The sequence below is a fragment of the Pseudomonas sp. S4_EA_1b genome, assembly GCF_016307435.1.
Classification (GTDB): domain Bacteria; phylum Pseudomonadota; class Gammaproteobacteria; order Pseudomonadales; family Pseudomonadaceae; genus Aquipseudomonas; species Aquipseudomonas rhodesiae.
The window spans coordinates 1-15,014 of record NZ_JAEILC010000008.1; the positions used below are offsets into that span (position 1 = coordinate 1).

Sequence of the window (15,014 nt, forward strand, 5' to 3'; positions counted from 1 at the left end):
TTCTGGTATTCCTCGTCCGCCGCCGACTCGAATTCGCCGAGGCTGAACGCGTTGACCTTGCGGTGCTTGCGGTGCTTGCGGGTGGCGGGTGGCTTGGGTTCTTCCAGGGCTACCTTCACGGTGGGCCAGCGCGCGCACTACCGCCCAGGCGATGTCGGCGTGGCCGGTGGCATCGGTGCGCGCATCAAGAATTAACGATGCACGACAAATTGATAGGCCGACGCTGCTGAAATACACCGGATATCTGCGTCAGCAAGTTGACCAAGGCGCGAAAAGCAATGGGAATGCGGCGCATCAGTCGGTATTTCATCCTCCGCCCGCTTTAATTGGCGCACTAAGCGTCTGGTGAACAACCCCTATATAACTGTATTGAACCGAAGATAAGGGGCATCAGCATTTCAATTGTTCATAGGCTCGGCCCATGAATTCCCAGGTTCTCGCATCGGCAGGAATCAGATCCTCAATACGCAGCGACTCCATAGTAGTGTCGAGAGGCATGCCAAATGTTGTGAAAGTTGACATGAATTTCAGTTCCCCGTGCCTTGAGTCGGTCGCGTCAGCGCTTATGGAGTGCGCTTAGTTTGCCAACGTGGAAGCCTCTTGAGGCGCCGGAAACGGATTCGCCAGGGAGAAGGTGTCAGCAGATAGCACCGGTTACAGCATCAATAGCTCGCACAATTTCGACTAAAGGAGTGAAGAGGAAGTCCGTTGGCGTTTGGCAATTCCTTTGTTTTCAGATATCCGGCTGTGAGGACTGTTGATCGATATGCATAAGGGCCTCGGTCAGCGAGGTGACCGCCAAAGCACTTTGCCCACCCCCAACCCTTTTCGGTATAACCAACATCCCCCAGCGTCACGAACGGATTCCCATGAACGCTCTAAAACTCATCGCTCTTTTGGTGATTTTCCCGCTGCTGTTGGCTGCCCTGGGTAACTGGGAGCGACAGCGCGCGGAGGAGATGAGCAATGCGATGATCGATTACCACAGCAATGTGAGCATTGCGAAACAGCAACTGCGGGCGCTGGCGGCGAGGAACCCTATGGCCAGTGTCGATCTGCCGAATGAGAAGATCAGCGTGCAGTTGGCGCTCTCGCGCCTGGAAAAGATCGAAGCGGAGTTACCCACGGCTCATCGGGTGAATCGGGCGATGCGCGGGTTGGCGCCGTGGGTGGTGGGGTTCGGTTTGCTGGCGGCGGTGATCGGCCTGGCGGCGTTGGCCGGGACGCACTGGGCGGGACGGCGGGCGTTGCAATCGCGAGAAACATTACTGCGCGTGTTCACCCAAGGCAGTCGGTTGTTGCCTTATGGGCTGGTGAGCCATGTGGTGGCGATGGCGGCGGCAGTGGCGCTAGCCTTGTGCTTCGAAGGCTTGGGGATGTGGCATGTAGGCCGGTTGGGCAGTGGTGAAGTCAAGCTGATGGCGGTGCTGGGGGTGGTTGCGGCGTTCTGCCTGTATTCCATCTGGCTGCTGCTGCGGCAATTGCGCCACATGCTGGTGATGTTCACGCCGGCGCCCATGGAGATTTTCGCGCGGGAAGTTGCGCCCGTACAGGCTCCAGGTTTATGGCGCCTGGTGAGTGAATTGGCGGGGCGGCTCGGTGCTTTGCCGCCCGACCATATCGTGGTGAGCTTGGCCCAAGGCTTTTACGTCACGTCCAGCGACGCCACATTGCTGCCGGCGCACTCCTCGCTGCATGGGCGGACGTTGCATGTGCCGTTGCCGTACCTGGGGCTGCTGGATCCGGCGGAAATCAATGCCGTGATTGGCCATGAGCTGGCGCACTTTGTGGGGCAGGACACGGAGTACAGCCTGCGTTTTCTGCCGATCTACGATGGGGTCAATCGCAGCCTGGAGGCGCTGCAAGAGACATTGCTGGCCAGCGATCTGATCCAAGGGTGGCTGATGCGTCCGTCGTTTCTGTTCGGGGTGTTTTTCATACAGTGCTTCGACCACGCGGTGAACCACTGGAGTCGCGAGCGCGAACTGCTGGCCGATGCCGCCGGCGCGCGGTTGGCGGGTAATGGGGCGGCAGCCTCGGCCTTGCTGCGCGTTTCGGTGTTGCAACCGCACCTAGAGGACGCGTTGATCACGTTGTGCGAGACGGCGTCGACAGCAGACCTGACCCAGGGCCTGCTGATTGTATTACGCGAACAAGCCTTGCAACTACCGCCTGACGCACTGGACATTCACCAACCACACCCAACCGACTCCCACCCTTCCAACGGCGAACGCCTGCAAGCCCTGAACGTGTCGCTGGATGAGACCACGCGCAACGCTACCCGCGCGGTGGATGTCGAGGCGGCGCAGGCGCAGTTGGCGGTTTTTTTCAGTTCGGTGTCAGCGCTTAGCGAACAGCTGTCCGACGACTTGATCCAGGCCGTCGTCGCCGAAGACGAGGCACAAACCGAAATGCTGGAAACACTGGCCGCTTCCGCTCAGGGCGAACACGCCTTACACGAGGGTGGCCAGCGGCGCGCCCTGATCACGACGGTACTGGCGGTGCCGTTTGTGGTACTCGGGCTGCTGATTATGAGTCTGCCTTGGCTTGATCCATCGCGCGTGAAAGGCACGCCGCTGTCGACCTTCGGTGCCGGCGCGGCCATCGCCAGCATCGCGCTGATCTTTGTGTGGCTGGGCGTGCGCCGTTACAAACGCGCGCCGCAGATCGCGCTGCGGCTCACGCCGGAGCATTTTGTGTTTGCCAACCTGGCGCAACCGCTGCCGATTGAGCATATCGCCAATGTGTCGCTGCAACCGATCCAAGGCATCTGGCTCACGCTTGAACTGACGGACGAAGCACCGCTGCCCGAACTGCGCAAAACGGCGTTCGGCGTGCCGGGGGTGCGACTCAATAAGAAGAAGCGCCTGGTGGTGTTGCAGATGGCGCAGTTGTGCATCGATAACCGAAAGATCGCGCCTTATGAAGGGCTGTCGCTGATTACCGATTACGTGAACGCGTCGCTGGCGCGCAGCATCTTGCAAAGCCGTCAGGACTGATCGGCGCTTATAAAAAAACCCCCGAACCAGTCGGGGGTTTTTATCGCCTGACATCAGGCGCAACGTGCGGTCAATCAGAACACGTTGATTGGGTAGTCAGCGAACAGACGCAGTTCGTTACCGCCCACGTTGTAGTTGCTGGCGTTGTTGGAGACGCGCAACCAGGATGCACGAGCGCGCAGGCTCAGGTCTTTGACCGGGCCGCTCTGAACGACGTACTTGAACTGGTTGAAGATTTCACGCTCGGTGCCATCGCCACGGTTGGAGCCGTCATCGATGTTGGTGCCGCGCACGTAGGCCACGTTGTAGGTCAGGCCAGGCACGCCGAAGGTGCTGAAGTCCAGGCCGTAACCGACCTGCCAGGAGCGCTCATCTTTACCGTTGAAGTCGGACCAGTAGGAGTTGGCCAGCAGGATGGTGTTGCCGCCGTCACCGAAGCCGGTGTCCGGAGTGTTATCGCGGTAGCCGCCATACAGGTAGCCGGTATCGCCAGTGCTGCGCTGATGGGCCACGGTGAAACTGTGTGGGCCGACAGCCCAGGTAGCGCCCAGGCTCCAGATTTTGTTATCACGGGCATCGGCATCGCCGCGCTGTTCGGCGAAGCTCTTGTCCAGCTTGGTTTTGTAGCCGTTGAAGTCAAAGGTCAGCGACTGCTTTTCTGGCAAGGCCAGCACGTAGTTGACGTTGACGTATTGCTTTTTCAGCACGTCTTCCATATCGGACGCGTACAGAGCGGCGGACAGGCTTTCGGTGAATTTATAGCTACCACCGAGGTAATTGATGCTCTTGAGGTTACCGCTGTCGGTACCTTCAGCACTCTTACGCGCTTCCTTGGTGAAGTGACCGGCGTCCAGTTGCAGGCCTTCGATCTCTTTGGAAACGATCGAAGTGCCGGTATAGGTTTCGGACAACAGGCGGGAGTTGTCGTAGGCCAGAACCGGGACGTTAGGGAACTGATCACCATACTTGAGCACGGTGTTGGACACCCGGAACTTCACGGCAGCGCCGCCTTTGGCCAGGTCGTCTGCGGCCGAGCCGCTATCGCCTTGCTTAAAGAAGTCGATGCCGCCAGCGCCGCTGCGGCCTTTACCGCCGTCCAAGCGAATAGCGTACTGACCGATCACGTCCACACCCACACCGACGGTGCCCTGGGTGAAGCCGGACTCGAATTTACCGATGAAACCCTGACCCCACTCAGCTTTGTCTTGCTTGCCGTTTTTGTAGTCACGGCTGATATAGGCGTTACGTGCGGCGATATTCAGGTGGCTGTCTTCGACAAAACCCTTGGATTGGTCTTGGTCATTAGCCATTGCTGTCGATGCGCTCAAAATCCCCAGAGCGATCAGACTCATCCGTTGCTTCAACATATTCTTGTATTCCTTATTACGGGTTGAGTACGCGCTGTGATACCAGGCTCCATGTCGCTTTCTGATATCGACTTTTTCCAGAAAAAAGAAAGCCCGCGGACGACTGAACATGCCGCGGGCCTTTTTTTATTGGAAGAGTCATGGCGGTTAGCCACAGGCGTTGGGCGCAATCCTAGTCGCGCGTTGAACTATGTGTCAATTTCGCGAATCGTCTGTATTTAGGCGAAATAATTCTAAGAGCCTGTCGCTGGCATATCTGAAAACGACAAAAAAACGCTTTCCAATCGTCTGTAAACACATCCAGTAACATATCTCATGGTGGATACGTTTAGTAATGGATAACGCACGCAAATGCAAAGCATTACCATTGGCGCACTGTTTTTCCAAAACCTTCTGGATGCATTTCTCCATGCCCGCCCCTCGCCTGACGCCCATCACCCTTGGGCTTTCTGTACTGTTGTCTGCCGGTTTCGCCTGCGCCACCACCACTTTACCCGCCACATCGATCAGCGCCGACGCCGACGAAGACGACCCGCGCGTCAAAGCCACCAATACTGCCACCCGCACGGCAACGCCAGTGCGTTACGTACCCCAGGCCATCGACTCGGTAAAGACGGAAAACCTGCGCGCCTATGGCACCAATGACCTCGGCCAAGCGCTCAGCGGTATTCCCAACGTCAGCAGTGGCGCCGACACACGCTTCGACAGCTTGCGTATCCGTGGCTTCGACGCGAGTAACGATTTCTACCTGGACGGCATTCGCGACGACAGCCAATACGTGCGCGACCTGCACAACATCGAACGCATCGAAGTGCTTAAAGGGCCGGCGGCAGTGCTCTACGGACGTGGCGGCCAGGGCGGTATCGTCAACCGCGTAAGCAAATTGCCTTCGGCTGGGCGCGCCTCAACCCTCGAAGTCCAGGGTGGCAGCAATGATTGGCGTAGTGTGTACGCCGACCTGAGCACCGACCCCAGCGATAACATCAGCCTGCGCCTGAACATGGGCAACCAGGACAACAACAGTTTCCGCGACGACGTGAGCGGCAGTCGTCAGTTGTTTGCGCCGTCCATGAGTTGGCAACTGACCCCGGACCTCAACTGGCTGGTGCAGTACGAATACAGTCGTTACAACCGCACCCCGGACCGCGGCGTTCCCGGTGTCAACGGCCGCCCTGCCGACGTAAGCCGCAGCACTACCTACTTTGATAACCGCGACTACATCGACGATAAAACCCAGTCGTTACGGTCCAAACTCGCCTATGAACTCAATGACAATTGGCAACTGCGCCACACCCTGGGCGTGTTCAAACTCGACAGCGATTTCGACAACACCTACCAGACCGGCTACACCGCTGCGACCAACCGCGTGACGCGCCAACGCTGGCAGCAGGATCTGACCACTCGCAATGTGTTCAATAACCTGGAAATGGAGGGCGGTTTCAGCACATACGGCCTGGAACACCGCGTGCTCACGGGCCTTGAGCTGGGCAGCCAGCATCGCGATCCGAAGCTGTACACCGCCACCGCCGTGAACCGTGGGGGCCAGGCCGTGCCAGATCTGGACCTCAACCAGCCTGATCGCCACCTGAGCCACACCGGGCGCATGAGCGCGTCGAGCAATAACCACACCGAAGTGGATAGCCGTGCGTTGTATGTGCAAGACCAACTGCGCCTGAACGATCAATGGCAAGTGCTCGCTGGCTTGCGCTATGACCGTTTCGAGGTGGACACCACCAACAAGCTGCTGAATACCCAACAAGCGGTGAAGAATCACAGTACCAGCCCACGTTTTGGCCTGGTGTGGACGCCACTGGAAAACCACTCGTTCTACGCCTCGTGGAGCAAGACCTTTTCTCCTGCGGGTGGCGGTTTGATCGGCATCACCCCAAACGCATCCGGCGGCGTCAACGATCTGAGCCCCGAACTGACCAAACAAAAAGAAATCGGCGTGAAAAGCGATTGGCTCGACGATCGCTTGAGCACCACCCTGGCCGTATACGAACTGGAACTCTACAACCGCCGTACCAGCGATCCGCTCGACCGCTCCATCACCTTGCTCAGCGGCCTGCAGCGCTCACGAGGCGTGGAGTTGACAGCCACCGGCAAGATCGGCGGCAACTGGTATGTTCGCGGCGGTGTAGGCCTGCAGGATGCGAAGGTGGAGAAGGACAACAACGGCTTTGAAGGCAAGCGCGTCAGTGACGTGGCCAAACGTAACGCCAGCCTGTTCCTGACCTGGAAACCAGAAATGGGCTGGTACGCAGAAACCGGCCTGACGCTGGTCGGCGACCGCTATGCCGACAGCCTCAACACCGTGGTCCTGCCAGGCTATGGCCGCTGGGACGCCTTGGCCGGCTTTCGTCAAAAGACGTGGGATGTGACGGCGGCGCTGAACAACATCGCCGACAAAACCTACTACGCGTCGGCCACGAGCGTGGCGCAGATCCAGCCGGGAGATCCGCGCAGCCTGGTGGTGACGGGCACTCATAGCTTCTAGAGACTGGAAGCCTGTATGGGGGTGAGCGTGCTGTGCATCAGCTCGCACAGCGCGTGCACTTCATCCTCACTGAACAACCCCTGCGGGTAGCGTTCACTCAAGACACTGCGCAGGTCGGGTTGCCTGACCTGCCGCGCGCTGTTTTCCTTCAACCAGAGCGCCAGGGCATGGATGGCGTCACTGTCGACCCGTGAAGGATGAAGCGGGCGCGCGCGCATGGGGTTGATTTCGACGTTCATTTCAGCGCTCTCTCCGACTGCGTGAGCGGCTAACTTACTCAAGGTTTATGACAGAGCTGCGCAGTCATCACCTTGGGCCACTGCTATGGCAAAACCGATACAAGAGCTATGCCAATGCGCCAGGTTCAGGGGGCCTGCGCGCGCAAAAAAGCCCGCGGGCTAGTAGGGCCGCGGGCTTGCCTTGGACGCTGGAGGCGCGTAGCGCCAGGTCGTCGTTGAAGCGCTGTTACAACCGCACTCAGTTTTTGTGCGGCGCAGGCTGCTGTTGAGTCAGGCAGTGAATATTGCCGCCACCCAGTAACAATTCACGACCCGGCACCATCACCACTTCATGCTGCGGGAACAGGTCCTGCAGGATGCGCTTGGCTTCATGGTCGAGCGGATCGTCGAAGCTCGGCGCGATAATGCCGCCGTTGACGATCAGGAAGTTGACGTAGGAACCCGCCAACCGCACGGTCGGATTACGTTCCTGGGAGCCATCCACCGGGTCGACTCCGGCACATTCTTCTTCGGTAGCAAACAAGGGCCCCGGAATCGGCATTTTGTGCACTGTAAACGAGCGGCCCTGGGCATCGGTGCTGCGTTGCAGGACGTCCATGGCGGCATGGCAGCGCGCGTAGTTCGGGTCTTGCGGGTCATCGGTCCAGGCCAGCAACACTTCGCCCGGGCGCACGTAGCAGCAGAAGTTATCCACATGGCCATCGGTTTCATCGTTGAACAGGCCGTCCGGCAACCAGATGATTTTATCCACCGCCAGATTGGCACTCAGCACCGCTTCGATCTCGGCGCGGTCGAGGTGCGGGTTACGATTGCGGTTGAGCAGGCATTCTTCGGTGGTGATCAGGGTGCCTTCGCCATCAACGTGGATCGAACCACCCTCCAGCACAAAACCTTCGGTGCGGTAACGGGGGGCGCGCTCGATCTCAAGGATTTTGCCGCCCACCTGTGTGTCACGGTTCCACGGCGCGTAGAGGCCGCCGTCGAAACCGCCCCAAGCGTTGAAATCCCAATTGACGCCGCGCACTTCGCCGCTGTTGTTGATCACGAAGGTCGGGCCGGTGTCCCGTACCCAAGCGTCATCGCTGGACATTTCCACCACGCGAATATTCGGTACATCCAAACGCGCCCGCGCGTTTTCGTATTGGCCGGCGGACACACACACCGTCACCGGCTCGAACCGCGCAATAGCCTTGGCCACGGCCACATGGGCCGCCTGCGCCGGCTTGCCACCCAGGCGCCAGTTGTCCGGGCGCTCAGGCCAGATCATCCAGGTCTGGGTCTGTGGCGCCCATTCGGCGGGCATATGGAAGCCATCGGCGCGGGGAGTGCTGTGCAAAGTGGTCATGGCGTTCGGTGCTCCGAAGGGGTGATGGCCGACTTTATAACGGATAAAAATCGGCTTTAAAAGCAGTTAAGAGGCTTCAGCCTGAAGCATCCGGCCTAATTATCGATAAGAATCGACTATTTATAACTGTTCATCGAGCACCTTCGACAGCATGTCGACGAAGAAATCCACGCTGCTGCGGGAAGTGACCATCGGTGGTTTGATCTTGAGGATGTTCAGATAATCGCCGGTAGGCTGCATGAAAATGCCCAACTCCCGTAAGCGGTCGCACAGTATTTTGGTTTCCTCGGTGGCAGGCTCCAGGGTGTGCCGGTCGCGAACCAGTTCCAGGCCCAGGTAGAAACCGGACCCATGCACCGCGCCGACCAACGGGTGACGCTCGATCAGGGCTTCCAGGCGAGCTTTGAAATGTCCACCGACTACTTGGGCGTTTTCCCACAGCTTTTCTTCTTCCATCACATCCAGCACTGCCATGCCGATCCGGCAACTGACCGGGCTGCCGCCAGAAGACGAGAAGAAGTAGCCTTCAGCCTCCAGCGCTTCGGCGATTTCGCGGCGAGTGATCACGGCCCCCAGTGGCTGGCCGTTGCCCATGCCTTTGGCCATGGTGATGATGTCAGGCACCACGCCCTGCTCCTCGAAGCCCCAGAAGAAGCGCCCCATGCGCCCATAACCGACTTGCACTTCATCGGCGATACACACGCCGCCCTGAGCGCGCACCAGGCCATACACCTGTTGCAGATAGCCCGGCGGCAGGGAGATGCCACCGGCGTTGCCATATACCGGTTCGCAGATAAAACCTGCCAGTTGGCGTTTGCTGGCAGCAATTTTCGCCAGGTTGTGTTCCACACTGCGTACATAGTCTGGGGCACTGTCCTGCCCGCGGAACTCACCGCGATAGGTGTTGGGCGCCGTCACTGGATGCACCCAGTCCGGACGACTGCTCAAGGCCTGGGGGTTATCGGCAATCGAGGTGGACACCGCATCCGCCGCCACCGACCAGCCGTGGTACGCCTCCAGCACGCTGAGCATGTCGCGCCCGCCGCTGTAGGCCCAGGCCAGGCGAATGGCCAGGTCGTTTGCTTCGGTGCCGCTGTTGACCAGAAACACGCGGTCCATGCCCGCCGGCGCCAAGGCCAACAGGCGTTCGGAAAACTCCGTGACGGCGGCGTAGTGAAAGCGTGAGTTGGTGTTGAGCAGCGACCATTGCCGCGCCGCCACCGCAGCCATGCGCGGATGCCCATGGCCGAGCACCGCCACGTTGTTGAGCATGTCCAGGTAGGAACGCCCCTGCATGTCGATCAGGTGGTTGCGCCAGCCCCGCTCGATACGCGGCGGATCGGTGTAATAGTGCTTTTGCGAGCGCGCAAAACTGGCGTCGCGGCGAGCCAGCAGGGCGTGAGCGTCCAGTTCAGGCTCGGCGTCGCAAGCCAGCCCCAGCACAGCAGCAGGCGAAGGGCATAGGATTTGCCAGGCCGATGCGCGCGAAGGCGTGCAAAACAGCGGCGGTTCGAGATCGGCGCGGCACAGTTGTACGGTCAGCGGCGCTTGAACCTCGCCAAACACTTGCCCTTTGACCAGCAGCGCACCCGGTTTGAGGGAGGGTTTGACCCCCATCAAGCGAACGCTCGACTCGACGCCCTGCAGGCTCACAACGCCATCGGCGTCCTGGTGCAATGTACCGGCGAAAGGCGCTTCCAGCACCGTGCCGTGGGGCACATGCAGCTCGACGTGCAGAGGAAACGTCTCCGGCTCGACGGCACTGTCAGGGACGGTGCGCGACAGCCGATATTGCCCGTAGCGGCTGGCCGCCAACCCGTGAACTGCTGCTGCTTCGTCCAGCAGCCTGCGATCGACACCGGGTGTCTCCCAGTTGCCAGCCTCGAAATGCGGGCTGAGCACCCCGAGGTCGATCAACGCAAATTCGCGACCGACCAGCTCTGGTAACAGTGGGGCAAAATCCTGGCTGGCGATGGGCGTCGGCGTTTCGCCAACGCTGCTCAAAATCGCCGCTTCCATCAGTTCGAACGGTACCGAAGTCGCCACATGGAAAATTTCCCACTCATGCTCGGCATTTTTCAGCAGGTAGCTGTTATGCGGGTCCAGGCGTTGCTGCTGCTCACTGCTCAGCACCAGCACCGCAGCCCGCGCAACGATCAGCGGCCACAGCGCCTGTAACTCTTCGCGTTGCAAAGGGGTCACGGCATGGCAGGCCTGGATCGCCGGCAAAATCGCAAAGGGGTCGCCTTCGGCATGGTGCAGCAGGGCCGCGCAAGTCACCGACAGATCAGCGATGCGCCAGGTGTGAACCAGATCGCCGAAGTCGATCACCCCCTGGATGTGCCAATGACGCTGGGCATCGCGCTGCCACAGCACGTTGTCATCGGTGATGTCCATGTGAACGGCTTGCCACGGCAGGCGCTCGGCCAAGGGGCGAATCCGGGCTTGAACCTGCCCGGCCACGCGCTCCAACGCGTCACGGTGCGGGAGGCGTTCCAGGCTGGCCAGCAGGTGGGTGATCAGTTCCGGAGCATGGCGCGGGTCCCACTGCAGCGTGCGCTCAAGGCCCCCATGCTCGAACGGCGCGAGCGCCAGGCTCATGCGGCCGCACAGGTCGCCAAATCCGGCGATCACCTCACGGCCCAAGTGCGGCATGTGGGTCAACGGCTGGCCGTCGAGATAGTCCAGCAGCCGCAAATGCAGGGTTTGCCCGCCGATCGTCAGGGTGAGCAATTCATCGCCGGCCAGGGTCTTGATGACCTTGGGCACACGCACCTCGGCGTGCGCCTGCAGGTGACCCAGCGCCGCGTGCTGAGCCTGCAACTCCAGCGCCGCGTAGTCACCCCGGCAGATTTTCAGAACAAACTGTCCCTGGGGGGTGTCGACTCTATAATTGAGGTCTTGCTGGCTGCCCAGTGATTGCAAAGTGCCAGCAAGGCCATAGTGCTGCGCCAAAAGTTGAGTGGCCTGATCGAGGCCTACTTGCGGGCAAGGTAGACTGGCGCGACGGATCAACGTGGCGAGCAGCATGGTCAGAGCCTCTGATTTTTAGGCGTGTATATCGCCATTGTTTTGGGGGGTTAAGCAACCCCCACGCGTGTCGCACTTGCACTGCCAAGCATCACAACCCAAGCTATGCCCCATTTGCTCTATGTCCGTCTAAGGAAAAGGCCCCTGACATGCGTATTCTCATCACCGGCGGAGCCGGTTTTATTGGCTCAGCCTTGATTCGTCATCTGATTCAAAATACTGATCACGAAGTGCTCAACCTCGACAAACTCACCTACGCTGGCAACCTGGAGTCTCTGACCAGCATCGCCTCCAACAGTCGCTATGAGTTTGTCCAGGCCGATATCATCGACCAGGCCACCGTCAGCGCCGTGCTGGCACGCTTCGAGCCCCATGCGATCATGCACCTGGCCGCCGAGTCCCATGTCGACCGTTCGATTGACGGTCCGTCGGATTTTATCCAGACCAATATCGTCGGCACCTACAGCCTGCTCGAAGCCGCCCGCGCCTACTGGCATACGCTGACCGAGCCGGCCAAGAGCGCTTTCCGCTTTCATCACATTTCTACCGATGAAGTGTATGGCGACCTGCACGGCGTGGACGATCTGTTCACCGAAACCACGCCCTACGCTCCCAGCTCGCCCTACTCCGCCAGCAAGGCCGCATCCGACCACTTGGTGCGCGCCTGGCACCGTACCTACGGCCTGCCTGTGCTGCTGACCAACTGTTCGAACAACTACGGCCCGTTCCATTTCCCCGAAAAGCTGATTCCGCTGGTGATCCTCAACGCCCTCGCGGGCAAGCCATTACCGGTCTACGGCGATGGTCTGCAGGTGCGGGACTGGCTGTTCGTCGAAGACCACGCCCGCGCTCTATTGAAAGTGGTCACCGAAGGTGTGGTCGGCGAGACCTACAACATCGGTGGCCATAACGAACAAAAGAACATCGACGTGGTGCGCGGTATCTGCTCCCTGCTGGAAGAACTGGCGCCGCAACGGCCCGCTGGCGTCGCGCAATTCACCGACCTGATCACTTTCGTCAAGGATCGGCCAGGTCACGACCAACGCTACGCGATCGACGCCAGCAAGATCGAACGCGAACTGGGCTGGGTTCCGGAAGAAACCTTCGAAACCGGTCTGCGCAAAACCGTGCAGTGGTACCTCGATAACCTGGAATGGTGCCGCAGGGTCCAGGACGGCAGTTATCAGGGCGAACGATTGGGCAACACCGACATGAAGGATCTGATTGCATGATGAAGGGAATCGTATTGGCCGGTGGCTCCGGCACGCGCTTGCACCCCATTACCCTGGGTGTGTCAAAACAGCTGTTACCGGTGTACGACAAGCCGATGATCTACTATCCGATCTCAGTGCTGATGCTGGCGGGGATCAAGGACATCCTGGTGATTTCCACCCCGCTGGACTTGCCGCAATACCGCAACCTGCTTGGCGACGGCAGCCAGTTCGGCGTGCGGTTCAGTTACGCCGAACAACCTTCTCCTGATGGCCTGGCCCAGGCGTTTATCATCGGCGAAGAGTTTATCGGTGACGACCCGGTCTGCTTGATCCTGGGCGACAACATTTTCCATGGCCAGCACTTCGGCGATCAATTGCGCACAGCCGCCAATCGCCCGTCCGGCGCGACTGTATTCGGTTATTGGGTCAAAGACCCGGAGCGCTTCGGCGTGATCGACTTTGACGACGAAGGCCGCGCCCTATCAATCGAAGAAAAACCCGCCAAACCGAAGTCCAGCTACGCCGTGACCGGCCTGTATTTCTACGACAACGATGTGATCAAGATCGCCAAGGCGGTCAAGCCTTCGCCTCGCGGTGAACTGGAGATCACTGACGTCAACAACGCGTACCTGCAGCGTGGCGATCTGCATGTGGAGCGCTTTGGGCGTGGCTTTGCCTGGCTCGACACGGGCACCCACGACAGCTTGCTCGAAGCCTCGACGTACGTGCAGACCATCGAACATCGCCAAGGTCTGAAAGTCGCTTGTCTTGAAGAAATCGCCTACGAGAATGGGTGGATCGACCGCAACCTCCTGCTGCAGCGCGCCCAATATTTTGGCAAGACCGGCTATGGTCAATACCTGTACTCGCTGGCGGGAGATAGCCAGTGAACGTGGTTGAAACCTCACTTCCCGGTGTTGTAATCCTCGAACCCAAAGTCTATGGCGACGACCGAGGTTTTTTCTACGAAAGTTTCAACGCCAGCACGTTCAAGCAGGCCACGGGCCTCGAACGCAACTTCGTACAAGACAACCATTCGCGCTCGCAAAAGGGCGTGCTGCGGGGCTTGCACTATCAGTTGACACACACACAGGGAAAACTCGTGCGTGTCACCGCAGGTGAGGTGCTCGACGTGGCTGTGGACATTCGCCGCAGTTCTCCGAACTTCGGTCAATGGGTGGGGGTCCGTCTGTCGGCTCAGAACCACCGCCAGCTGTGGGTACCCGAAGGTTTTGCTCATGGGTTTGTGGTGTTGAGTGAATACGCAGAGTTTCTCTACAAGACCACTGATTACTACCAGCCCAGTGCTGAGCGCTGCATCGCATGGAACGACCCAACGCTGGCAATTGATTGGCAACTGACCGAGACGCCGCAACTTTCCGTCAAGGACCAGGCCGGCAAACGCTTGGTGGAAGCGGACCTGTTCCCATGAAAATCCTCATCACCGGCCAACACGGCCAAGTCTCCCAGGCTCTGCAACAGCGTCTGCCCCCGCTCGGCGAACTGATCGTGCTGGGTCGCGAGCAACTGGACCTGACCAACGTCGACCGTATCCGCCAGCAGGTCCGTGCCCACCGCCCCGACCTGATCATCAACGCCGCCGCCCACACGGCGGTCGACCAGGCCGAAAGCGAGCCAGAGGTGGCCTTCGCCATCAATGCCATCGCCCCGGGCATTCTGGCTGAGGAGGCCAAGGCCCTGGGCGCGCCGCTGATCCACTACTCCACCGACTACGTGTTCGACGGCAGCAAACCGGCGCCGTACACCGAGACCGATACGCCGAACCCGTTGGGGGTGTATGGCCAAAGCAAGCTCGCCGGCGAGCAGGCGATTGCGGCAGTGGGAGGCGAGCATCTGATTCTGCGCACCAGTTGGGTGTATTCCAACCACGGCAAGAACTTCCTGCTGACCATGCAGCGCCTGCTGCAGGAAAAGCCGCAGATGCGTATCGTCGCCGACCAGATCGGTGCGCCGACCTGGGCCGGCACCATCGCCGACAGCACTCGCGCCCTGATCGAACATTGGCAGGCTGGGGCCGCCGGCGCGTGGGGGGTGTATCACCTGACGGCCCAAGGCGAAACGTCGTGGTTCGGCTTTGCAGAAGCAATCGGCGAGCACCTGCGAACCACCGGCAAAGCCTGCTCGGAGTTGGAGCCTATCCCTTCCAGTGCTTATCCGACACCCGCCAAACGCCCGCTGAACTCGCGTCTGGACTGCAGCCGCTTGCAGCACCAGTGGCATGTCGCCCAACCGCATTGGCTGGACGCACTGCGCGAGTGTCTTGCACAGCCGCACTAGGCATAATGCGCCTGTACCCCCAGGC

General features: G+C 59.8%; 10 protein-coding genes and 1 pseudogene. 6 read left to right on the plus strand and 5 right to left on the minus strand.

The window, feature by feature from the left end; all coding sequences use genetic code 11:
* Positions 1-390 precede the first annotated feature (390 nt).
* A pseudogene (locus tag YA0848_RS35840) lies at positions 391-546 on the minus strand (helix-turn-helix domain-containing protein); the annotation flags it as partial.
* 323 nt (positions 547-869) lie between these two features.
* Between YA0848_RS35840 and YA0848_RS01765 the strand changes: the two are divergent.
* Positions 870-2,999, plus strand: coding sequence for a M48 family metallopeptidase (locus YA0848_RS01765; RefSeq protein ID WP_169903839.1), 2,130 nt, complete (start codon positions 870-872; stop codon positions 2,997-2,999).
* A gap of 74 nt (positions 3,000-3,073) precedes the next feature.
* Here the strand turns inward: YA0848_RS01765 and YA0848_RS01770 are convergent, their stop codons facing one another.
* Positions 3,074-4,366: an OprD family porin gene (locus YA0848_RS01770; protein ID WP_169903840.1), complete on the minus strand. Its 1,293-nt coding sequence runs from the start codon at positions 4,364-4,366 to the stop codon at positions 3,074-3,076.
* Positions 4,367-4,775: 409 nt separating this feature from the next.
* On the opposite strand from YA0848_RS01770, the gene YA0848_RS01775 reads away from it, so the two are divergent.
* Positions 4,776-6,863, plus strand: a complete 2,088-nt coding sequence (locus YA0848_RS01775; RefSeq protein WP_169903841.1) for a TonB-dependent receptor — start codon at positions 4,776-4,778, stop codon at positions 6,861-6,863.
* Here the strand turns inward: YA0848_RS01775 and YA0848_RS01780 are convergent.
* The 3 genes from YA0848_RS01780 to YA0848_RS01790 form a co-directional block, all read right to left on the minus strand.
* Positions 6,860-7,102 carry a hypothetical protein gene (locus YA0848_RS01780; RefSeq protein ID WP_034095385.1) on the minus strand — a complete coding sequence of 81 codons (243 nt, stop codon included), beginning with the start codon at positions 7,100-7,102 and terminating at the stop codon, positions 6,860-6,862. The genes YA0848_RS01775 and YA0848_RS01780 overlap by 4 nt on opposite strands.
* A gap of 238 nt (positions 7,103-7,340) precedes the next feature.
* Entirely contained in the window at positions 7,341-8,447 is a 1,107-nt protein-coding gene (gene aguA / locus YA0848_RS01785) for an agmatine deiminase (RefSeq protein ID WP_034095384.1), read from the minus strand.
* A gap of 120 nt (positions 8,448-8,567) precedes the next feature.
* Positions 8,568-11,477 carry an aminotransferase gene (locus tag YA0848_RS01790; protein ID WP_169903842.1) on the minus strand — a complete coding sequence of 970 codons (2,910 nt, stop codon included), beginning with the start codon at positions 11,475-11,477 and terminating at the stop codon, positions 8,568-8,570.
* A gap of 149 nt (positions 11,478-11,626) precedes the next feature.
* Between YA0848_RS01790 and rfbB the strand changes: the two genes are divergently transcribed.
* Genes rfbB through rfbD form a run of 4 tightly spaced genes read left to right on the plus strand, consistent with a single transcriptional unit; the run spans position 11,627 to position 14,989 of the window.
* Positions 11,627-12,709, plus strand: a complete 1,083-nt coding sequence (gene rfbB, locus YA0848_RS01795; RefSeq protein ID WP_034095382.1) for a dTDP-glucose 4,6-dehydratase — start codon at positions 11,627-11,629, stop codon at positions 12,707-12,709.
* Complete coding sequence (rfbA, locus tag YA0848_RS01800) at positions 12,706-13,581, plus strand: glucose-1-phosphate thymidylyltransferase RfbA (protein WP_169903843.1); 876 nt, start codon at positions 12,706-12,708, stop codon at positions 13,579-13,581. Before rfbB ends, rfbA begins: the two co-directional genes overlap by 4 nt.
* The gene (gene rfbC / locus YA0848_RS01805) at positions 13,578-14,123 is read left to right on the plus strand and encodes a dTDP-4-dehydrorhamnose 3,5-epimerase (protein WP_034111339.1); all 546 of its coding nucleotides are present in this window, start codon (positions 13,578-13,580) and stop codon (positions 14,121-14,123) included. Before rfbA ends, rfbC begins: the two co-directional genes overlap by 4 nt.
* On the plus strand, positions 14,120-14,989 hold the full coding sequence (rfbD, locus tag YA0848_RS01810) for a dTDP-4-dehydrorhamnose reductase (protein WP_034111338.1): 870 nt from the start codon (positions 14,120-14,122) through the stop codon (positions 14,987-14,989). Before rfbC ends, rfbD begins: the two co-directional genes overlap by 4 nt.
* Positions 14,990-15,014 lie beyond the last annotated feature (25 nt).